Raw genomic sequence first — 20,799 nt, 5'->3', positions numbered from 1 at the left:
GGTGAATTAACCATATCAGAAAGGGGGTCTTTTTTCATCACCTAATGGGTGATGAAGCAGATTACTTTAAAGACTATTAAATCAATGTTAGGAAAGACTATTAGTAAAACTATGAATTATTCAGGATAAAGGTACATAATTAAGTTTGGAAATACAACCGATTACAAAGTCAGTGAAATAGTTTTTTCAACGAGTGTGTATATTAGAACTTAATGTGGAATAATGCTAAAATGTACGAAATAAGAAAGGATGATTGCCATGTTAGTGTCAACAACTGGAAAAGTAAAAAGAGACTTTAAACAAAATATTTTGACAGATAATAAAGATAAAGTCATCACTGTTTGGAATGTAAGTTATGAGATTAGAAGCAAGGAAATTACGGGAACGATTGAAGCTAATTACCTAACACATCAATCAGAAGCCGACGTTACTCCAGAATTAATTCGTGGTTTTGCTGAATTTCAAGGCACCATCGATGGTAAGCAGGGAAGCTTCACAGCTCAGGAAGATGGTCGGGTACAAAATAATATATTGAAAATCAACGGTAGAATTATTGATGCGAGTGAAGAACTAAGTATGTTAGTCGGTCGTTACGACTATGATGGTATTCTTTCGGAAAGTGTTTATGAAATTAATTTTGATATTGAGTTTTAAGTAGGAAAGTTGGCACTTTTGTAACAATCAACTTAATTTTTTGGACTAAGTATCATGAAAGGAAGAGGAAAGTGTATGTTAAAAAAATATGATTTCGATGATATTGATGATCGCTATGACAATTTTAAACGGTCGAATCTAGGGGAAGAAATTGATAAGTTACAAAGAATCGTCCAAAGATTAAAGATACCTGTGCTCATCCTAGTGGATGGTTGGGAGAGCTCAGGGAAGGGCGACATTATTAATGATTTAACAAGAGAATTAGACCCGCGTTATGTCAAAGTTGAACTATTTGACAGTCGGTCTGATGTTGATTATCTACATCCAAGCGTGTGGCGTTTTTGGCAAAAACTACCAAGTCACGAAGAAGTCGTCGTATTTGATCAAAGTTTTTACTCACAGGTTATGAACAAAGATGAACGATCGAGTGATAAATTAAAGCAAAGAACTGAAGAATTATTAAACTTAGAACATATGCTTCTGGATGATGGCACTATTGTTATTAAATTCTTTTTACATATTAAAGAAAAAACCCAAAGTAAAAATATAGAAGCTTTAGAAGATTCTAAATTCCGTCAATTTTTACTATCAGATAATGATTATAAACAAAACAAAAACTATGAAGAATATTTAGAATGGTTTGATAAAGTCTTAAAGAAAACAGATGTGCCTGAAAGTCCATGGAATATAATTAATGCAGAAGACAGAAAGTTAGCAGCTAAGACTGTTTTAGGTATTACGCTCGAAGAAATCACATCAGGGATTGAACGAGTGACTTTAGCAAGAGAGCGAGCAGATAAATCGGATCGTAAATATTATATAGAAGATACCCAGTTAGATGAGTTTGATTTATCTAAGACAATCTCAGATAAAGAGTACGACAAAGAATTAGAAATTTTACAAAAGGAAGCTGCTGATTTAGTTTATGATTGTTATACGAAAGATATTGCTATTATTACTGCTTTTGAAGGGGTAGATGCGGCTGGTAAGGGTGGAGCAATCCAAAGATTGACGCGCCATATTGATCCTCGAAGTTATACGATTCATGGAATTAAAGCACCGACAGATTTAGAAAACAGCTATCATTATTTATGGCGTTTTTGGACCAAATTCCCCAAAGATGGAGACATGGCCATCTTTGACCGAAGCTGGTATGGTCGTGTTCTCGTTGAACGAATCGAAGGGTTTGCTTCAGAGTCAGAATGGGAACGCGCTTATGATGAGATTAATCATACGGAAAAAGTATTAACAGATCACGGAAGTATTGTGATGAAATTCTTTATGTATATTGATGAAGATGAGCAAAAAGAGCGTTTTGAAGATCGCCAAGAAGAACCAGATAAGAATTATAAAATTACCGAAGATGATTGGCGCAATCGAAGCCAGTGGGATGAATATATTGCTGCTTATGAAGAGATGCTAGATCGTACCCATACGGCTAACGCTCCGTGGTATATTGTTGCGACTAATCAAAAGAAATTTGCCAGAATTGAAGTATTAAAGCACTTTATTAATCATATTAAAGAGCATTTAAGTGAGTTACCAGAGTCATAAGCATCAAAATTATAACTTAATATTATTTTAAAATGAGAAAAGTGTTGTCTTTTCTCATTTTATTGTATAGAATATAATTTAGAATACAAATTTTATAAGAAGAGGAGGATAATAATGGGAGATACAGAAAGCAACTTACAATTAGATAACGACAGTCGATTAATGGTGGCAGGCCTATTATTACTCGGCCTGCCGGAAAAATTTAACTTATAAAATTTGGAGGAAATTATGAATATTAAAATTAAACAAATAGGGAAACACATTATTACAGGAGTCACTATAGCATCTGCACTTCTATCACCAGTCTTAACTTCAGCACAAGATACCGTAAAAATTGGTGCTAACTATGAATTATCCGGGGACGCTGCGTCTTATGGGACTCAAATGTTAGAAGGTTTAGAGTTAGCTGTTGAAGAAGTGAATGCCAATGGTGGAGTACTTGATGGTCAAGAAATTGAGATTGTGAGTTATGATAATCAAAGTAACGTGACTGAGTCTGCATCTGTTGCTCAAAGGTTAGTAGCTGAAGGAGTTGTTGGAGTGGTCGGACCGGCAACAACAGGAAACACAGAGGCGCAACTGCCAATTTTCACAGAGGCGAACATTCCAATGGTATCTCCATCAGCAACCGATGATGACATTACTTTTGATTCAGCGGGAGATGTATTAGAATATTTCTTTAGAGTATGCTTCAATAACTCATATCAAGGTAGTGCCGGTGCAACTTTTGCTGCTGAAGATTTAAGTGCAACAAATGCAATCGTATTTGTCGATCAATCTTCGGATTATTCTCGCGGATTAGCTGATAACTTTAATTCTGAATTTGAAAGTAGTGGTGGAACAATTGTTAATGAAGATTCATTTACAGCTGGAGACACAGACTTTTCTGCCATTCTAACAACAGCGTTGACACAAGACTTTGATGTTATTTATATTCCAGCATATTATACTGAAGCAGGATTAATTATTAAACAAGCCCGCGAGATGGGGATTGAGCAACCAATTATTGGACCTGACGGATTCTCAAGTGAAGTTTTATTAGACCTTGCTGGAACAGAGAACGCAAACGATATCTACTATACTGACCACTTCTCAAACGAAAGTGAAGAAGAGTCGGTTCAAGATTTCCTTACTGCCTTTGAAGAGAAGTACGGCAAAGAGGGGGGAACATGGAATGCGCTAGGTTATGATGCAGCAATGCTAATTATTGATGCAATCGAGCGTAGCGGTTCAACAGATCCCCAAGCGATTACAGATGCAATTGCTGATACAACAGAATTTGCAGGAGTGACAGGAACATTCGCGATTGATGAAAACCATAACCCAGTTAAACCAGCGGTTATGATTGAACTACAAGAAGGCGAAATTGTATCGGCTGAGAACGTATCAGCAGAATAATAAGTATTATATACACGCAGAAGGCATTGTCCTTCTGCTTTTTTAGTGTAAAAATATAATATTCAATACAAAAAAGCTGAGATGTAATTACCTCTCAGCCGGAATAGTTAATGATTATAGTAATGATTCTGCTAAATCAATCGAAGCACGAATACTTTCAGCTGAGACATTTAATTTCTCAGTTTCCCATTCATTTAATGGCACTTCAAATCGTTTAGTCCAACCTTGACGTGTAATCACCGTAGGTGTACTAAATGCCACAGGTCGTTCTGTATTGTATTCTCCCTCGAGTAACGGTGTACTAATCGGATAAATTGAATGTTCATCCAAGAGAATTGCCCGAGCTAGTTCAATCGATGATTGCGCCACTGCCGCGTTTGTTACTCCAAATTTGTTATCGAATACTTCATAAGCTGCTTGAACAACTTTTTCTTGAACTTCATCAGCAGTTAACGGTTCAATATCAGGGAAATGCTTTGATAATTGGTCATAAGGAATACCAGCAACACTTAAACGGCTTAAGATTGGTACAGCACTATAACCATGCTCACCCATCATGTATCCATTGACTGATTTAGGATCAACGTTGTAATGCTTACCGATGATATAACGTAATCTTGCAGAATCTAACATGCATCCAGTACTCATCATACGTTCTTTTGGATATGAGAATTCATTCGCAGCCATATAAATGACAGTATCAGCTGGATTCGTAATAAAGATAATAATTGCTTCCTGAGTGACTTCACTAATGTTTTTCATAATTGAACGAATAATTGAAGCATTGTTCGTTATTAATTGTTGACGGTCCGCTGGCACTTCACCTTTGGGATAGACGTGTGTTGCTGATACGATGATAACATCCGCATCACTTAAATCATTATAAGCATTTGATGAGTAGATGTTGACGTTTGGACGAGAAAGTAATCCAGTTGCATGATCTTGGTCTAAAGCTTCACCGAAAGCTAGTTCTTCTCTAGAATCTATAACGACAATTTCTCCAAATAAGTTAGAAGAACTTGCGTATGCTAAGACATGCTCTCCTACGTGCCCAACTCCGATAATCCCTAATTTTTGTGACTTCATTTTCAAGCTCCTTTAAATTAAAATTTTAATAATATTCTTATTTAAACATATAAAAACTGTTTTTTAAAGAAATAATTAATATAAAGTATACTATATGAGTATAACTCAGCAAATTTCACTATTATATGAAAAGTGAATGAGATTATAGTTAAAAAAATGTTGACTTAATCTAATTAATCGTTTATTATAAATCTAACAACAAAAGATAAGAGGGAATCACATGAAGAAAAGTGTATTAAACGTTCAAAATATTATTATTAGCATTATCATTAGATAGTGTTTGTAGCTAGATGATTAGGTGCAAACACGGCTTCGGTTGTTTGTGTCTATGAGGTGCTAGTTATTTTGATGCCCACATAGATTGATATCTAGAGTGAGTATATTTGATGCACTTTTTTAAAGTGACCCAAGAAACCTGACCTAGATAATCTGTCTAGGTCAGGTTTTTTGTTGAAAAATTATTCTTGAGGAGGAGTACAAAATGAAATTAAGAAAATTAGCGTTGTCTTTATTAACAGGATTAGCAGTCGGGTCGAGTTTGTTAGGAGCAGGTCAAGTATTAGCGCAAGATACTGTAAAAATCGGTGGAAACTTTGAATTAACTGGAGATGCAGCGGCTTACGGAACACCCATGTCAGAGGCGGCAAAATTAGCAGTTAAAGAAGTAAATGAAAATGGTGGAGTATTAGGTGGTGAGGTTGAATACGTAGAGTATGATAATACATCAGATTTAACTGAAGCTGCTTCAGTTGCTCAGCGATTAGCATCTGAAGACGTTGTCGGAATTGTAGGACCAGCAACAACAGGTGACTCTAACGCACAAATTCCAGTCATTCAAGAAGCAGCAGTTCCAGCAATTTTACCAGCAGCAACGGGGAATGGTATGACATTAGACGATAATGGAGATGTGTTTGAGTATTTATTCCGTGTAGCATTTGAAGATGCATTCCAAGGCCGTGCGGCAGCAACATATGTTACTGAAACATTAGGTGCACAAACAGCAGCATTATTCGTTGACCAATCTACGGACTATGCGACAGGGCTAGAGCAGGCATTTACTGAAGAGTTTGAAGCTTTAGGAGGACAAGTTGTTACAACTGAATCATTCCAATCAGGCGATAATGATTTTACAGCATCGTTAACATCATTACTATCTCAAGAGTTTGATGTACTTTATGTACCTGGTTACTATACAGAAGTTGGTTTATTAATTAAACAAGCACGTGAATTAGGAATTACACAACCGATTGTCGGAGGGGACGGTTTAGGTAACCAAACTTTAGTTGACTTAGCAGGTGCAAGTAACGTTAATGATGTTTATTACACAGCTCACTATTCTCCCTTAAGTGACGACGAAGATTTACAAGATTTTTTAACAAAGTTCGAAGAAGAATATGGTAAACAAGCGGATCAATTCGCAGTGTTAAGTTATGATGCGACAATGTTATTATTAGATGCTGTTGAGCGTGCTGGATCAGCTGATCGTCAAGCAGTTACAGATGCTTTAGCAGCGACGGAAACATTTGATGGGTTAACGGGTACGTTCTCAATTGACGAAGATCATAACCCAGTTAAAGAAGTTTTAATGTTGCAATTAACAAATGGTGAAGTTGAAAACGTAGAAGCTGTTAATGTTGGTGAATAGTAACGTGTTTTAAGACATAGACTGTAAGCTATTAACATGCTTGTTATTAGCCTACAGTCTTTTTATTAGAATTAAATTAGAAACATTCAATAAAATATATAATTTGTAGAAGTGTAGCGTAAAAAGGATAAAGACAGAAAAATGAAACGGTTACATTTGTTTTTGATTGGAATTATTAGAGAAAAGCTAATTTATTTAAGAAAACCGGTTGTAAAATTAGAAAGTCTATATTATACTCTTATAAATTATTAAATTTTAACAAGAAAGGAATTTTATTATGCAACTATTTTTGCAGCAACTAGTAAATGGTGTTGCTTTAGGTAGTATATACGCATTGATGGCCTTAGGTTATACAATGGTATATGGTACGATTAAATTAATTAACTTTGCACATGCCGATATATTTATGATGGGTGCCTTTGTAGGGTATTACTTAGTCACAGTTTTAGAGATGAACTTATTCTTAGCAATGTTAATTGCTATGATATTTTGTGCAATTTTAGGAGTCGTAATTGAACGTGTTGCATATAAGCCTTTACGTAATTCAACTCGTGTAGCTTCTCTGATTACAGCAATTGGGGTATCGTATTTTCTACAGAATATTATGATTTATTTCTTAGGTCCGGAAGTTAGAGCTTTTCCATCGCCACTTGAGACTTCAATCTATCGTATAGGTAATATTGTAATTAACTCAAAACAAATTTTAGTATTTGCTATTACAGTGATTTTAATGATCTTACTGTATACGATTGTTCAACGATCAAAAATGGGGAAAGCAATGCGAGCTGTTGCCGTCGATTCAGAAGCGTCACAGTTAATGGGGATTGACGTGAACCGCGTTATTTCCTTTACATTCGCCTTAGGTTCAGGACTTGCAGGTATTGCAGGTGTCCTAGTTGGTGTTTATTATAATTCAATTTCTCCTGGTATGGGTACAGCTTTAGGTCTAAAAGCCTTCGTAGCTGCCGTAGTTGGTGGGGTTGGGTCAATTCCTGGAGCAATGGTTGGTGGATATGTCATTGGTATCCTAGAAACAATCGTTACTTTCATGGGTGGGTCAATGTATAAAGACGCCGTAGTTTATGGTTTATTAATTGTAATCTTACTTGTACTTCCTTCAGGGTTGTTCGGTAAGAATGTTAAAGAGAAAGTTTAGGTGATAACATGCAGAGAATACATTTACGAAGTATATCATGGTTAGCGCTAGCGCTCTTTGGTTTTGCGGCAATCTACTTTCTAACTTCAACAGGCGTTATTAATCCATTCTACCGAATTACATTAATGACAATTATGTTGAACGTTATTTATGCAGCAGGTTTAAACCTTATCTTAGGAGTGGCCGGTCAATTCTCATTAGGACATGCCGGTTTTATTGCTATTGGAGCTTATTCAGCTGCCATCTTTACAAAAGAAATGGACAATAGTACATTAGGTTTATTTGTTGGGATTGCAGTCGGAATGGTCATTGCAATGATCATGGCATTATTAGTTGGTGTCCCTACTTTAAGACTGAAGGGTGATTACTTAGCTATCGCAACACTTGGTGTTAGTGAGATTATCCGTGTTCTAATTAATAATTTACGTGATATTACAAATGGTCCAGCAGGTATCAGTGGTATTCCATTAGTAACAACTTGGGAGTTAGTTTATATCTTCTTAATTATCATTGTAACGATTATTGTATGTTATACATATAGTAGTAGTGGACGTGCCACTTTAGCAATCAATCAAAACGAAATTGCTGCTGAGGCCATGGGAGTGAGTGTTACTAAATATAAAGTTATGGCTTTTGTTATTGGAGCAATGACGGCAGCTGTTGGTGGGTCACTTCAAGCGACATTCATTGGTATCGTAACGCCAAGTGATTATACATTTAACCGTTCAATTGATGTATTAATCATTGTCGTATTTGGTGGTATTGGTAGTTACACTGGTACTTTCATTGCTGCGATATTATTAGGATTACTTAACTTATTCCTTCAAGACTATGGTCAATTGCGTATGGTTATTTATGCCGTTGCCTTAGTGCTAATTATGATTTTCCGCCCAGGAGGGTTATTAGGAACTTGGGAATTCAAATTTGGTAGTATCGTGGACAGATTATTTGGAAGTAAAGATAAGGAGGCAGTTTCATGAGTCTATTAGAAGTCGATAAATTAACAAAAAACTTCGGTGGATTAGCAGCCGTATCAAATGTTTCCTTAGAGTTGAACGAGGGTGAATTAGTTGGATTAATTGGCCCTAACGGAGCAGGGAAGACAACATTCTTCAACCTTTTAACTGGCGTATATAAACCAACAGAAGGAACAATTAAATTAAAAGTTGATGACGAAATGAAAGAACTAAATGGTAAGCGACCAGATAAAATTAACGGAATGGGCCTAGCAAGAACATTCCAAAACATTCGCTTATTCCCAGATATGACTGTACTTGAAAATGTTCAAGTAGCGATGCACCGAGAAGATGGGAATTCTATGTTCTCAAGTATTTTTAGAACATCTGCTTATTATGAAACAGAAAAAAATATGCGTGAGGAAGCTTTTGAGTTACTTTCAATCTTTGATTTGGCTAAACATGCTAATGATAAAGCGAGAAACTTAGCTTATGGGCAACAAAGACGTTTAGAAATTGTCCATGCGTTAGCAACTAAACCCAAAATCTTATTCTTAGATGAGCCAGCAGCCGGAATGAATCCGAATGAAACCGCAGATTTAACATCATTAATTGCGCAAATCCGTGAGCAATTTAACTTGACGATTGTGTTAATAGAACACGATATGTCTCTAGTTATGGATATTTGCCAAAGAATTTATGTACTGGAATATGGACGATTGATTGCTGAAGGTACACCGAAAGAAATTCAATCAAACGAAGATGTTGTTCGTGCATACTTAGGAGGGGATAGTTAATGTTAAAAGTAAATAATCTCCAAGTAAACTATGGAATGATTAACGCGGTTCGTAACGTGAGTTTTGAAGTTAATGAAGGTGAAATCGTTACTTTAATTGGAGCCAATGGAGCAGGTAAATCGACGATTCTTAGAACAATTTCTGGTTTAGTTAAAGCTGCTGGTGGATCGGTTGAATATGAAGGTAAAAACTTAGAAAGATATTCACCAAAAAAGATTGTTGAAGCAGGAATCTCTCAAGTGCCTGAAGGCCGCCACGTATTTAAAGGCTTAAGTGTTAAAGAGAATTTAGAATTAGGCGCGTTTTTACGTAAAGATAAGGATCAAATTGAAGAAGACTTACAAAACGTTTATAAACGATTCCCAGTATTAAGTGAACGACTGAAACAAGATGCTTCAACTTTATCTGGTGGAGAGCAACAAATGTTAGCTATGGGTCGTGCACTGATGTCTAAACCTAGATTATTATTATTAGATGAACCATCAATGGGACTCGCACCAATCTTTATTAAAGAAATCTTTAGTATTATTGAATCCATCCAAAAACAGGGAACAACCGTGCTTTTAATTGAACAAAATGCTAAAATGGCATTGCAGATAGCTACACGAGGCTACGTGTTAGAGACTGGTAAAGTTGTTTTGTCTGGATCTGGTGAAGAGTTATTAGCAAGTGATGAAGTTCATAAAGCATATTTAGGAGGATAAAAATGTACGTAAAAGATTATATGACAGCAGAATTAATTACGATTACTCCTCAGACTTCTGTGACTGAGGCTCAAGATTTATTACGTAAACATGATATTAATCGTCTACCAGTTTTAAAAAATGACAAGCTTGTTGGTTTAGTAACTAAAGATTTAATTAATCGTAACTTACCATCGAACGCGACAAGTTTAAGTCGTAATGAAATTAACTATTTATTAGAGAAAACAACTGCAGAAGATATTATGGCTACAAAATTACACTCAGCAAATCCAGATACACTATTGGATCATGCAGCGACAATTATGTCTGAAAATAATTTAGGTGTCTTAGTTGTCTTAGAGAACGAAAGATTAGTCGGAGTCATTACAGACAAAGATATCTTTAATGCATTCGTGGATATATCAGGAACGCGCGAACCTGGGACGACTATAGTTGTTGAGTTAGACAAAGACCGTGAAGGTGTGATTGAAGAAATTGGTGATGCCTTAGTTGAGTCAGATAATAACCTAACTCATATGATTGTTTACTATCATCTTGAGAATTCAATTCGAATTGTCATCAGTGTGAATACAGATAGAGTGGATAATTTAGTTCAAGCTATTGAAAAGCGTGGTTATGAAGTTAAATCAGTAACAAAAAAACCAAATTAAGATATAGAGAAAGGCCGTTCCAAACGAAGTTGTTTGAGACGGCCTTTTAAATATTTATAACAGTTCTTGAATATCTTTTTTGAAACTTATAGGTTTAGTTGTTGGTGGATATCTTTTTACTACCTTACCTTGACGGTCAATTAAAAATTTTGTGAAATTCCATTTAATATCATTGTTAAGTAAGCCGCCTTTTTCCTGTTTTAACCATTGGAACACAGGCTCAGCGTTCTTCCCATTGACATTCACTAATTCATTCAATGGAAACGTCACACCAAAATTAATCTCACAACTTTCTGCCATAGAATCATTGGTTTGATCTTCTTGTTTAAATTGATTGCTCGGAAAGCCAATGACGGTAAAATCTTGTTCTTTGAATTCTTGGTAAAGTGCTTCTAGCTCTTCGAATTGAGAATTGAGACCACATTGTGTGGCAGTATTCACAATCAATAAAACGTGATTATTGTAATCATTCAATCGATAGGGATCACCATTGCTTCGAATAAGTGAAAAGTCAGGTAGTGGCATAATATCTCCTTCTCTAATTAAAGTTATCTTATAGATCTACGTTATGATAAACCTTCTGAACATCCTCGTCATCTTCAAGTGCATCAATGAGTTTTTCAAACTGAACTAAATCATCTTCCCCAAGTGATACTTCTGATTTAGGAAGCATTTCTAATTCAGCAACTTCGAACTTATCAATTCCAAATGCTTCAAGTGCGTCTTTAATATGGCTGAAATCTGTTGGTTCACCATAAACAACGACTTGGTCATCTTCTTGTTGAACGTCACGGACGTCAACATCAGCTTCGAGTAAAGCCATCATTATTTCTTCAGCATCTTGATTAGCAATTACAAATACAGCTGTGTTATCAAATAAATAACTAACTGAACCACTGACACCCATGTTACCGCCGTTTTTACCATATAAAGAGCGGACATTTCCAGCAGTACGATTTACATTATTCGTTAAGGCATCTACGATAACCATTGAACCACTTGGACCGAAGCCTTCGTAACGTAATTCTTGGAATTGCTCATCATCTGACCCTTTTGCTTTATCTACAGCGCGATCGATAATATGTTTAGGTACATCATAAGTCTTTGCACGTTCAATCGCAAATTTTAGTTTTTGGTTTAAATCGGGATCAGGTTCACCTGATTTTGCTGCTGCATAGATTTCAATACCAAATTTCGCATAGACACAGGAAGTGTCTTGGTCTTGTTTCGCTTTCTTTTCTCTGATATTCATCCATTTACGTCCCATTAACTTCACTTCTCTTTCTTAGTTTATCTTATATTATTATAACCATAGTTTCTTAAATTGTTAAATAATAAATTGATGAGTATAATTAAGATAAAAGTATACACCTAGAATGCGATGATGACAAGTTTGAGAGTCAGTGGGTCAAGAACGAATTTTTAATATAAAATGCATATTTATATTAAAATAATGAGGTATATAAAGTAGCAGTAAAAATTAAAAGTAGGTGGATTGTTTTCTCTCTCTTAATTATCAATCTTTAATTGATAACTATAATGCTGAATTTAATGCACTTTACCAAAATGAATCTTGATTATCAAGTGGTTCTAGGGGCGGGGGTAGCCGGGGCACGTCATTATTAGCCAGTCGAGTAAATAAAGCGATTAAGTTATAAGGAGTGCCCAAAGAGGCGATTATCCTAGAGAATCAGGCGACGAATACAGAAGAGGACATCTTATGTTCATATGCTAAGATGACGTCGCAAAAGCTCAAATTTTCGGTTGTAACGAGTGCTTATCATGTCTTTAGGGCTTTATTAATTATTTATAGTTTAACGACACATGTATGTAAAAATAATCATCACTTTTGCAGTGATATACATATTGATAAATACGGTAATTTTGTTGCTGTTATAAGTTAATACAAAAAGGATGTTAAATGAGTCTTGAAACTCAACTAACATCCTTTTTTGTTTATAGGGCGAAGTAATTATCTGTCACCGTTATAAATAGTATTACGAACTAAAACATAATCAACGTGACGAATCGCTTCCAATTTGTTACCACCGGCATAAGAGATGGCTGATTGTAAGTCTTGTTGCATTTCTACTAATGTATCAATTAATTTTCCGCGTGCACGGATCATTTCGATTTTTCCTTCGACGTTTTTGTGTTCACCTTTTTGATGTTCAGATGCACTACCGAAGTATTCTTTGTACATTTTACCATCGATTTCGCGAGATTTTCCTGGGCTTTCTTCGTGTGCTGCAAATAATGATCCAATCATTACCATTGAAGCACCGAAACGTACAGCTTTAGCAATATCACCATTGTGACGGATACCACCATCAGCAATAATTGGTTTTGTTGCAGCTTTCGCACAAGCACGAACAGCAGCTAATTGCCATCCACCTGTACCAAAACCAGTTTTTAACTTAGTAATACATACACGACCAGGTCCAACGCCGACTTTAGTAGCGTCTGCACCAGCGTTTTCTAATTCACGAACAGCTTCAGGTGTACCCACATTACCAGCAATTAGGAAAGTCTCAGGTAAGTATTCTTTAACAAAACGAATCATATCGATAACATATTCTGAATGACCGTGAGCAACATCAATTGTGATATACTCAGGAACAATTTTTTCTTCAGCAAGTTGACGAACAAAGTCATATTCATAGTCTTTGATACCAACACTTATTGAAGCAAAGAGTTCTTTTTCGTGCATCATTTTAACGAATGGAATACGTCCTTCTTCGTCAAAACGGTGCATAATATAAAAGTAATCATTCTCAGCGAACCAAACTGCAAGTTCTCCATTCATGACTGTTTGCATATTTGCAGGTACTACCGGAATTTTAAATTCACGTGGACCAAACTTGATAGATGTATCACACTCAGAACGACTTTGTACGATACTTTTGTTAGGAATCATTTGAACATCTTCGAAATCAAAAACTTCCATTATATTAATTAAGTCTCCTTTTAATCTGTTTTAGGCGTTGTATAAAGTTTCCAGACGATTTTGTACATCTTGATCATTAACATATTCTTCATATGTTGAGTTGACACGATCAAATGAACCGTTTGAAGTGACTTCAATCACTCGGTTACATGTTGTATTTAATACTTCAAAGTCATGTGAAGCCATTAAAATGGCACCTTTAAATTTAATTAAACCTTCGTTTAATGCAGTGATTGACTCTAAGTCTAAGTGATTTGTCGGTTGATCTAAGACTAATACGTTTGCTTTAGAAAGCATCATCTTAGAAAGTAGACAACGGACTTTTTCACCACCAGATAATACATTCACTGGTTTCATAACATCTTCACCACTAAACAACATTCTACCTAAGAAACTGCGTAAGAAAGTATTGTCTTGTTCTTCTTTTGAAGCGTACTGTCTTAACCAATCAACAATAGTTAATTCTACACCATCAAATTCATCACCAGAGTTACGTGGTAAGTAAGTTTGAGAAGTTGTTACTCCCCATTCAACTGTTCCGGTATCTGGTTCCATGTTCCCCATAAGAATTTCAAATAGGGCAGTTGTTGCGTTGTCATTACGACTTGAAAAGGCAACTTTATCTTCACGGCTAAGTGTAAAAGTAATGTTGTCTAATACTTTTTCTCCATCAATGGTTTTTGAAACACCTTCAACGCGTAACAAGTCATTACCAATTTCGCGCTCCGGTGAGAAGCCAACAAATGGATAGCGACGTGAAGAAGGTTGGATATCATCTAAAGTGATTTTATCTAACATTTTTTTACGTGATGTCGCTTGTTTAGACTTAGATGCGTTCGCAGAGAAACGAGCGATAAAGTCTTGTAATTCTTTAATTTTCTCTTCTTTTTTAGCGTTTTGGTCAGCTTGCATTCTTGCAGCTAGTTGGCTTGATTGTAACCAGAAATCATAGTTACCTACGAATAGTTTAATCTTACCAAAGTCTACATCCGCCATGTGTGTACAAACTGTATTTAAGAAGTGACGGTCATGGGAAACAACAATCACTGTGTTAGGGAAGTCCATAATGAAATCACTCAACCAGTCAATGGCTTGTGCGTCTAAACCGTTAGTCGGCTCGTCCAGTAATAAGTTATCTGGTTTACCGAATAATGCTTGAGCAAGTAAAACTTTGATTTTATCCGCTTCATTTAATTCACGCATTAATTGATTATGCATGCTTGTATCGATACCTAAACCTTGAAGCATATCACTCGCTTCAGATTCAGCTTCCCATCCGCGCATTTCTGCGAATAGTCCTTCTAATTCACCTGCTCGAATACCATCTTCATCTGTGAAGTCTGGCTTCATATAGATAGCATCTTTTTCTTTCATTGTTTCGTATAATTCTTTATAACCCATCATGACAGTTTCAATCACCGTATGGTCTTCGAAGCCATAATGGTTTTGGCTTAATACAGCCAGACGTTCTTCTGGGTCCATACTAACGTTTCCGGTAGTTGGTGTAACGTCACCAGATAAAATTTTAAGAAATGTTGATTTTCCAGCCCCATTCGCACCGATAACTCCGTAGCAGTTTCCAGGCGTAAACGTAATATTTACTTCATCAAAAAGCTTACGATCTGGGAATTGTAAACTGACGTTAGATACATTTATCATTCTTTTTCCTCCCATTGGAATACTCATTCGTGCCCTTAATACTTTTTGGCACCACCAGATATATTAACACAAAAACTAAATAAATAAACCATAAATATACAAAAATTCAAAAAAAGCTTTGATTATTATCGGAATTTATTTTAAACACTTTAAAATAGCTTATACTCAGCCTAATCAAGCACTATTTTACACAGAAAAAAGTGCCAGCGAAATAACTCTCACCAACACTTTTCGTTTAAGAAAATTAGTTATTAAAGCGACGTAAAATACGGGTAAACCAATTATCTTTTTTCTTACTTTCAATTGTCATTGTCTGAATCGCTTCAGTAGCAGCATTCGCACGTTTCATTAATTCATTTTGAGAATTTAAATGAGTGGCAGTTCGATCTGGACGAACATAGTCTCCGTCATATTGCAAGACGCGCGCTTTCATTGTATCTGCTAATTGCAATTCAAGAATATCAAGTACTTCCGCTTCGATATCTTGATCTAAAATTGGAAACTCAATTTCAACACGTTTTGTCATATTACGTGTCATCATATCTGCAGAAGATAGGAATAGGTGTTTTTTGCCATTACGGTTAAAGTGATAAACACGACTATGCTCTAAGAATCGCCCAACGATACTGCGTACGTGGATATTCTCTGAGATACCTGGTATACCAGGACGCAAACAACAAATACCTCGGACAATTAAGTCGACTTTCACACCAGCTTGACTTGCTTCATACAATTTTTGAATCAAAGGTTTATCAGTTAATGAATTCATTTTCGTAATAATACGCCCATTGCCATATTGTTTTTGATAATCAATCTCTTCATTAATGTAATCAATTAAGGAATCACGAATCTCAAAGGGGGAGACGTGAAGATGCTTGTAAGTCGGTCTTTCTGTATAACCACTTAAGTAGTTAAAGAAACTAGATGCATCGCTAGCTAATTCATCGTGAGAAGAGATGACACCCATATCTGTATAAGTATTTGCTGTTTTGTCATTATAATTTCCAGTACCTAAATGAATATATCTTTTAATCTTATTGTCGTCTTTGCGAATAATTAGCGTGATTTTACTATGTGTCTTTAACTCGCTCACACCATATAGAACGTGACAACCAGCTTCTTCTAGTTCACGAGCCCAATAAACGTTATTTTGTTCATCAAATCGCGCTTTTAATTCAACCAAAACAGTCACTTCTTTACCATTCTCAGCGGCTTTTTTCAAAGCAGAAATAATGGGGGAATTTTTTGATACACGATAAAGCGTTTGTTTAATCGCAATCGTATTCTCATCTTCAGCTGCTTGTTCCACAAAGGATACAACCGGTTTGAAGGAGTCGAATGGGTGATTTAAGAAGATATCTTTTTTATCAGCCTCATCGAATAAGCTCTCACCTAAATGTTTTGGATTTAAATGCGGTGTAAATGGTTTATATAACTGATCAGGGTGTTCCTCACCAATTTGGTCAACAAGTGAGAACAGATAAGTAAGATCAAGCGGACCATCAACTAAGTAGATATCTTGGTCAGCTAATTCAAGAATATTTTGTAAAAATGTATGATGGTCTGAATTATAATTTTCTACACCACGTGTATCGATTTCTAAACGGACAGCCATTCCTTTTTTTCTACTTTTAACATAATCTTCAATCAGTGCTAATAAGTCTGCGGCACTGTCTTCAATGATGTCGAAGTCAGCATTTCGTGTAATACGGAATGGGTAAGTGTACTTAATTGTGTAACCAGTAAATAAAGCACTAATAAAATGAACAATAATATCTTCTGTTAATATAATTGTACGTTTTTTCCCCACTTCAAGTGTTGTATAGCGATTTAATAATGAAGGGATAGGAACGATGGCAGTTAATTCTTCCTTTTTCTGTTCAAGTTGAACAAGAATATTCAAACTCTTATTCGATAAGTGAGGGAAGGGTTTATATGCATCGACTCCCAATGGTGATAAAGTTGGAAGAATCAAGTCTGTAAAATATCTTTCTGCTTGAGCCAATTCTTCTTCATTTAACTCATTCATTCGCTTAATTGAATAATTTAAGGAATCCAAAGTTGGAATGATTTCGTTATATCGTTTGTACTGTACGGTGACATTTTCATGATTTTTCTCACTGATACCTTGTAATAAATCTCTAGGTGTCATTTGAGTTTTGTTTTCAGCGACTTTTACACCGGCTAAAAATTGATCATAAACTCCAGCCACGCGAACCATGACAAACTCATCTAAGTTTGAAGAGCCTATAGCTAAGAAGTTTAATTGCTCAAGTAAAGGATTCTCTTTATCAAAGGCTTCATCAATACAACGACGATTAAAATCTAACCAACTTAATTCTCGGTTAAAGTAGTAATTAGGATTATCTAAGTTAATCGTTGTCTTTGATGCATTCGCTTGATTTGAAGAATCATGATTCCAGACGTTATCCACCATTTTATTATCTTCCGTTTGTTTATTCACAAAATGCTCCTTTCTCACTACAGACTAATTATTTTTGAATGAATTCTATTTCTAAATCACCATCTAATGCTCTTTCAAAATGCTTGGCATGGCGCATACTCCGGTATTTTTCTGCAATCACTGGAGCTGAGTGATAAATATCAAGTTTGTAATTTTTATCTTTGGTACGATATAGTTTTAAATCCTCTATCGGACCAGTTTTTGAGTCGTTTAAAGCAGAGCTAAATTTTAAGACGCCACCTAAAACTTCTAAGTTACTAATTTCTTCATCTGTTAACCAATTCTCATAGTTTGTTAGATATTGCTTAAATAGTGATCGGTTACGGTAACTTGCTAGTAATGCAAGACACAGACGTTTTCGATGCGAGAAACCGAGTAAGTTCATATTAGATAATAGGTAGAACGTATGCTGAGAATCGGCTTCTGGACTAATAAAACCACCAAAACGGTAAATATAAGCTGCAAATTCAATTTCTTCTTGAGTTTCATAACTGTATGTCAATAAGCCAAGTTTACAAAGTTGTTGATATAAGCTAATAATAATATCAACGATAATTTGAGCCCCAACAGTGTTAATAGGAAAATCACGAACAACTTGACGAATCGATCGCACGCGAATGGGTTGGTTATCTAATGGATAATTGTATGTATGATTAATATATTTGAGAATAATCCCTTCACGTAAACCTTGTGATGACAGTAGGAATTCTTTTGCTTTTACTATTTTAAAAAGCTCTAGAAAAACGATATTAGCAGGAATAATCAAATCTTTACGGTCGGCACTAAGTCCTTCAATGTCAGTCATATCATCAATATCTGTTGATATAAATAAATCTAGTGTTTCTTTAATATCATCTTCATCCATAGAATAGCCATGGACTCCGGCCATTTGGTAATCAACTAAACGTTGATGAACATTCGCAATGTTACGGGCTGACCCACCAATTGCCACAATCGGTAGCTTCGCTTTTTTAATCCAATCAAACTGTTTAAATTGCTTGCGGACATATTCTTGAACTGCCTCAATGGCTTCGGAATCATTATGATCTTTGTCTTGGAAGAATTGTTTGCTTAAACTTACAGCACCAAAAGGAAAACTGTGGTATTGAACCATGTTTTTATCTTCATAATAAGTAATCTCACAACTTCCACCACCGATATCGATTGTAATCGCATCATTAACGACTGTCGAATGAGTGATAGCGTATTGACCGTAACTTGCCTCATCTTCTTCAGAAACAAGATTAATTTCTAAACCAGTGCCCTCTTTTACTTGTTCAAGAATATCTGCTTTATTAACAGATTGACGCACGGCTGCGGTTGCCATAGGAAGGATTTGAGCTACATTAAATGATTCAGCTACGGCTCTAAAACTGATTAAAGTTTCAATTAATTTATCAATACCGTCTTGAGACATCTGAGGGTTTTCACCATCTTTATCAGTAATTAAATACTGCGAAAGACGGGCAGGTGTTTTAATATTTTGGATTTCGATATAGTTGTATTGCTCATCCAACCCGAATATCACAAGTCGAATGGTGTTGGAACCAATATCGATAACTCCGATAACTTCTTTATACATAAAAGGATCCTTTCATTTATATGTAATTTGAAATACGTTCGATTAATTCTTGGGATGTATTGACGATTTCTCCGTTTAATTTTATTAATCCAACTGTATACAGATTAACATAAGGGAACTGAGATTCGGCAACATTTTGCAGTGCATCTAATTTTTCTTGGTTATCCGCACCTTGGTGACGTTGGTCAGAGTGAAGGCCAATGACAGGTATTCCTGCTTGGTAAGCAATGCCAATTTCTGAAGCAACACCTGGGTCAATGACTAACCCGTCTAGTATCGCAACAACTAAATCACTTTTTAACACAGCCTCTGTATCAGCTTTAGCAATCATCATTGAATCTGCATAACTTTGTTTATCATTAATATCACCTTGTTCTTGAGGTAAGAACACAGTGCTTTCTGTATATTTTTCTCTAATTTGTTTAACTAATTGAGCGTTATAATTTAATTCCATTTCACTAAATAATGGGCTTGCAAAATAAATTTGTGACATATAAATAATTCCCCTCTCGTTTATATATTTATTATAACTGAGGAGGTCAGAATGCTCAATTGAGAAGGTGAAGTTATTACTTTTTAAGTGCAGGTTTATCAAGCATATAAATTGATATTATAAAAATCTCACGTTAAAATAATTATATAATTTATAATGAAAGAGGTGGTTTCATTGTCAAAAACTGAGAATGGATTTAATTGGTGGTCACTTATTGTTGGAATTATTTATATTATTTTAGGGATACTTGCATTTAACAACCCACTTGGAAGTGCCAGTTTTGTCATATATTTATTTGCTTTTGCGGTAGCGTTTAAGGGGATTACGCAAATTATAATTCGTAATCGCTTAAAAGAATACACAGGGATGACGAATAATTGGCTGATTGTGATTGGTATCATCGATATTATTATTGGTGTATTCTTATTCTTTAACATCACTGCCGGTGTTATTGCTTTACCAATCGTATTTGCGATTTGGTTTATCATTGATTCAGTTATTGCCTTGGTATCAGCAAGAGCGATTAGAAAATATAGTAAAAGAAATTTCTGGTTAATTGTGTTTTTATCTATTATAAGTATCATCATTGGAATCATATTAATCTTTAATCCAATCGCATCAATTCTGACAGTTGCTTATTTAGTTGGGATTTACTTCACGCTAAACGGCTTATCATTTGTAATCCAAGCTTTTTAATATGTTGAATTGCAATAAGTATTGCGACAATTTTTTATTTACTCAATTAATAAGAGTTCGTGTAAAAATACTTCCAAGGGTGTTTGGTAATCTAAGCATTTCCTAGGACGATTATTCATTAACCACAAAGCTTGATTGAGTTCTTGGTAAATCACTCTAGCGAGGTCTGTTTTCTTAGGAAAAAAATCACGCAGTAAACCGTTAGAGTTCTCATTGGTTCCTCTTTGCCAAGCACTATAAGCATCGGCAAAATAAAAATCAATCCCTGCTGCTTCGACCTCAGGATAACAAGCAAATTCTTTTCCTCGATCTGAGGTAAAGGACTTTAAAGCTTCCTTAGGTAAGTTTTCTCTCAAAT

The 20,799-nt window shown here is 35.4% G+C and carries 20 protein-coding genes; 11 read left to right on the top strand and 9 right to left on the bottom strand.

Annotation, left to right across the window (positions count from 1 at the left end):
• The first annotated feature begins 258 nt into the window (after window positions 1-258).
• The 3 genes from ACEN3Z_RS08850 to ACEN3Z_RS08840 all read left to right on the top strand — a co-directional run bounded on the left by ACEN3Z_RS08850 (window position 259) and on the right by ACEN3Z_RS08840 (window position 3,606).
• Window positions 259-654, top strand: coding sequence for a DUF3224 domain-containing protein (locus ACEN3Z_RS08850; protein ID WP_197103552.1), 396 nt, complete (start codon window positions 259-261; stop codon window positions 652-654).
• Window positions 655-729: 75 nt separating this feature from the next.
• The gene (locus tag ACEN3Z_RS08845) at window positions 730-2,208 is read left to right on the top strand and encodes a phosphate:AMP phosphotransferase (RefSeq protein ID WP_407090559.1); all 1,479 of its coding nucleotides are present in this window, start codon (window positions 730-732) and stop codon (window positions 2,206-2,208) included.
• 228 nt (window positions 2,209-2,436) lie between these two features.
• Window positions 2,437-3,606 carry an ABC transporter substrate-binding protein gene (locus ACEN3Z_RS08840; RefSeq protein WP_407090558.1) on the top strand — a complete coding sequence of 390 codons (1,170 nt, stop codon included), beginning with the start codon at window positions 2,437-2,439 and terminating at the stop codon, window positions 3,604-3,606.
• Between the two features lie 114 nt (window positions 3,607-3,720).
• Here ACEN3Z_RS08840 and ACEN3Z_RS08835 read toward each other — a convergent pair whose 3' ends face one another.
• A complete protein-coding gene (locus tag ACEN3Z_RS08835) occupies window positions 3,721-4,692 on the bottom strand; it encodes a lactate/malate family dehydrogenase (RefSeq protein WP_407090557.1) in 972 nt (323 codons plus the stop codon).
• 481 nt (window positions 4,693-5,173) lie between these two features.
• Between ACEN3Z_RS08835 and ACEN3Z_RS08830 the strand changes: the two genes are divergently transcribed.
• The 6 genes from ACEN3Z_RS08830 (at window position 5,174) to ACEN3Z_RS08805 (ending at window position 10,600) form a co-directional block, all read left to right on the top strand.
• Window positions 5,174-6,337: an ABC transporter substrate-binding protein gene (locus ACEN3Z_RS08830; RefSeq protein WP_407090556.1), complete on the top strand. Its 1,164-nt coding sequence runs from the start codon at window positions 5,174-5,176 to the stop codon at window positions 6,335-6,337.
• Between the two features lie 277 nt (window positions 6,338-6,614).
• Window positions 6,615-7,493, top strand: a complete 879-nt coding sequence (locus tag ACEN3Z_RS08825; protein ID WP_407090555.1) for a branched-chain amino acid ABC transporter permease — start codon at window positions 6,615-6,617, stop codon at window positions 7,491-7,493.
• 8 nt (window positions 7,494-7,501) lie between these two features.
• Window positions 7,502-8,473, top strand: coding sequence for a branched-chain amino acid ABC transporter permease (locus ACEN3Z_RS08820; RefSeq protein WP_407090554.1), 972 nt, complete (start codon window positions 7,502-7,504; stop codon window positions 8,471-8,473).
• Complete coding sequence (locus tag ACEN3Z_RS08815) at window positions 8,470-9,246, top strand: ABC transporter ATP-binding protein (RefSeq protein WP_407090553.1); 777 nt, start codon at window positions 8,470-8,472, stop codon at window positions 9,244-9,246. The genes ACEN3Z_RS08820 and ACEN3Z_RS08815 overlap by 4 nt, the downstream gene beginning before the upstream one ends.
• Entirely contained in the window at window positions 9,246-9,950 is a 705-nt protein-coding gene (locus ACEN3Z_RS08810; protein ID WP_407090552.1) for an ABC transporter ATP-binding protein, read from the top strand. The genes ACEN3Z_RS08815 and ACEN3Z_RS08810 overlap by 1 nt, the downstream gene beginning before the upstream one ends.
• Before the next feature lie 2 nt (window positions 9,951-9,952).
• The gene (locus ACEN3Z_RS08805; RefSeq protein ID WP_197103538.1) at window positions 9,953-10,600 is read left to right on the top strand and encodes a CBS domain-containing protein; all 648 of its coding nucleotides are present in this window, start codon (window positions 9,953-9,955) and stop codon (window positions 10,598-10,600) included.
• A 54-nt stretch (window positions 10,601-10,654) separates the two neighbouring features.
• On the opposite strand, the gene ACEN3Z_RS08800 is transcribed toward ACEN3Z_RS08805, so the two are convergent.
• A complete protein-coding gene (locus ACEN3Z_RS08800) occupies window positions 10,655-11,125 on the bottom strand; it encodes a glutathione peroxidase (protein ID WP_338489894.1) in 471 nt (156 codons plus the stop codon).
• 28 nt (window positions 11,126-11,153) lie between these two features.
• The gene (locus tag ACEN3Z_RS08795) at window positions 11,154-11,867 is read right to left on the bottom strand and encodes a YebC/PmpR family DNA-binding transcriptional regulator (RefSeq protein WP_407090551.1); all 714 of its coding nucleotides are present in this window, start codon (window positions 11,865-11,867) and stop codon (window positions 11,154-11,156) included.
• A 394-nt stretch (window positions 11,868-12,261) separates the two neighbouring features.
• Here ACEN3Z_RS08795 and ACEN3Z_RS08790 point away from each other — a divergent pair, with 394 nt between their 5' ends.
• Window positions 12,262-12,504, top strand: coding sequence for a YdcF family protein (locus tag ACEN3Z_RS08790; protein WP_407090550.1), 243 nt, complete (start codon window positions 12,262-12,264; stop codon window positions 12,502-12,504).
• A 68-nt stretch (window positions 12,505-12,572) separates the two neighbouring features.
• On the opposite strand, the gene guaC is transcribed toward ACEN3Z_RS08790, so the two are convergent.
• The 5 genes from guaC to ACEN3Z_RS08765 all read right to left on the bottom strand — a co-directional run bounded on the left by guaC (window position 12,573) and on the right by ACEN3Z_RS08765 (window position 19,745).
• On the bottom strand, window positions 12,573-13,547 hold the full coding sequence (gene guaC, locus ACEN3Z_RS08785; RefSeq protein ID WP_407090549.1) for a GMP reductase: 975 nt from the start codon (window positions 13,545-13,547) through the stop codon (window positions 12,573-12,575).
• 30 nt (window positions 13,548-13,577) lie between these two features.
• Window positions 13,578-15,206, bottom strand: coding sequence for an ABC-F family ATP-binding cassette domain-containing protein (locus ACEN3Z_RS08780; RefSeq protein ID WP_407090548.1), 1,629 nt, complete (start codon window positions 15,204-15,206; stop codon window positions 13,578-13,580).
• A 244-nt stretch (window positions 15,207-15,450) separates the two neighbouring features.
• Window positions 15,451-17,643, bottom strand: coding sequence for an RNA degradosome polyphosphate kinase (locus tag ACEN3Z_RS08775; RefSeq protein WP_407090560.1), 2,193 nt, complete (start codon window positions 17,641-17,643; stop codon window positions 15,451-15,453).
• 55 nt (window positions 17,644-17,698) lie between these two features.
• Window positions 17,699-19,252: a Ppx/GppA family phosphatase gene (locus tag ACEN3Z_RS08770; RefSeq protein ID WP_407090547.1), complete on the bottom strand. Its 1,554-nt coding sequence runs from the start codon at window positions 19,250-19,252 to the stop codon at window positions 17,699-17,701.
• A 16-nt stretch (window positions 19,253-19,268) separates the two neighbouring features.
• Window positions 19,269-19,745: a nucleoside 2-deoxyribosyltransferase gene (locus tag ACEN3Z_RS08765; RefSeq protein WP_407090546.1), complete on the bottom strand. Its 477-nt coding sequence runs from the start codon at window positions 19,743-19,745 to the stop codon at window positions 19,269-19,271.
• Between the two features lie 174 nt (window positions 19,746-19,919).
• On the opposite strand from ACEN3Z_RS08765, the gene ACEN3Z_RS08760 reads away from it, so the two are divergent.
• Complete coding sequence (locus ACEN3Z_RS08760) at window positions 19,920-20,441, top strand: DUF308 domain-containing protein (RefSeq protein ID WP_407090545.1); 522 nt, start codon at window positions 19,920-19,922, stop codon at window positions 20,439-20,441.
• Between the two features lie 38 nt (window positions 20,442-20,479).
• On the opposite strand, the gene ACEN3Z_RS08755 is transcribed toward ACEN3Z_RS08760, so the two are convergent.
• A partial coding sequence (locus ACEN3Z_RS08755; protein ID WP_407090544.1) for an IS30 family transposase occupies window positions 20,480-20,799 on the bottom strand: 320 nt, incomplete at its 5' end.

This window comes from Ruoffia sp. FAM 26254 (assembly GCF_045528545.1).
In the GTDB taxonomy this organism is placed as follows: Bacteria; Bacillota; Bacilli; order Lactobacillales; family Aerococcaceae; genus Ruoffia; species Ruoffia halotolerans.
Note: the sequence above shows the minus strand (reverse complement) of the source record. Positions and strands in the feature narration are given on the sequence as shown.

Excerpts from the sequence above, each read along its gene's own strand:
- ACEN3Z_RS08850 (WP_197103552.1), top strand. The coding sequence starts at position 259 with ATGTTAGTGTCAACAACTGGAAAAGTAAAAAGAGACTTTAAACAAAAT.
- ACEN3Z_RS08845 (WP_407090559.1), top strand. The coding sequence starts at position 730 with ATGTTAAAAAAATATGATTTCGATGATATTGATGATCGCTATGACAAT.
- ACEN3Z_RS08840 (WP_407090558.1), top strand. The coding sequence starts at position 2,437 with ATGAATATTAAAATTAAACAAATAGGGAAACACATTATTACAGGAGTC.
- ACEN3Z_RS08835 (WP_407090557.1), bottom strand. The coding sequence starts at position 4,692 with ATGAAGTCACAAAAATTAGGGATTATCGGAGTTGGGCACGTAGGAGAG.
- ACEN3Z_RS08830 (WP_407090556.1), top strand. The coding sequence starts at position 5,174 with ATGAAATTAAGAAAATTAGCGTTGTCTTTATTAACAGGATTAGCAGTC.
- ACEN3Z_RS08825 (WP_407090555.1), top strand. The coding sequence starts at position 6,615 with ATGCAACTATTTTTGCAGCAACTAGTAAATGGTGTTGCTTTAGGTAGT.
- ACEN3Z_RS08820 (WP_407090554.1), top strand. The coding sequence starts at position 7,502 with ATGCAGAGAATACATTTACGAAGTATATCATGGTTAGCGCTAGCGCTC.
- ACEN3Z_RS08815 (WP_407090553.1), top strand. The coding sequence starts at position 8,470 with ATGAGTCTATTAGAAGTCGATAAATTAACAAAAAACTTCGGTGGATTA.
- ACEN3Z_RS08810 (WP_407090552.1), top strand. The coding sequence starts at position 9,246 with ATGTTAAAAGTAAATAATCTCCAAGTAAACTATGGAATGATTAACGCG.
- ACEN3Z_RS08805 (WP_197103538.1), top strand. The coding sequence starts at position 9,953 with ATGTACGTAAAAGATTATATGACAGCAGAATTAATTACGATTACTCCT.
- ACEN3Z_RS08800 (WP_338489894.1), bottom strand. The coding sequence starts at position 11,125 with ATGCCACTACCTGACTTTTCACTTATTCGAAGCAATGGTGATCCCTAT.
- ACEN3Z_RS08795 (WP_407090551.1), bottom strand. The coding sequence starts at position 11,867 with ATGGGACGTAAATGGATGAATATCAGAGAAAAGAAAGCGAAACAAGAC.
- guaC (WP_407090549.1), bottom strand. The coding sequence starts at position 13,547 with ATGGAAGTTTTTGATTTCGAAGATGTTCAAATGATTCCTAACAAAAGT.
- ACEN3Z_RS08780 (WP_407090548.1), bottom strand. The coding sequence starts at position 15,206 with ATGATAAATGTATCTAACGTCAGTTTACAATTCCCAGATCGTAAGCTT.
- ACEN3Z_RS08775 (WP_407090560.1), bottom strand. The coding sequence starts at position 17,643 with ATGGTGGATAACGTCTGGAATCATGATTCTTCAAATCAAGCGAATGCA.
- ACEN3Z_RS08770 (WP_407090547.1), bottom strand. The coding sequence starts at position 19,252 with ATGTATAAAGAAGTTATCGGAGTTATCGATATTGGTTCCAACACCATT.
- ACEN3Z_RS08765 (WP_407090546.1), bottom strand. The coding sequence starts at position 19,745 with ATGTCACAAATTTATTTTGCAAGCCCATTATTTAGTGAAATGGAATTA.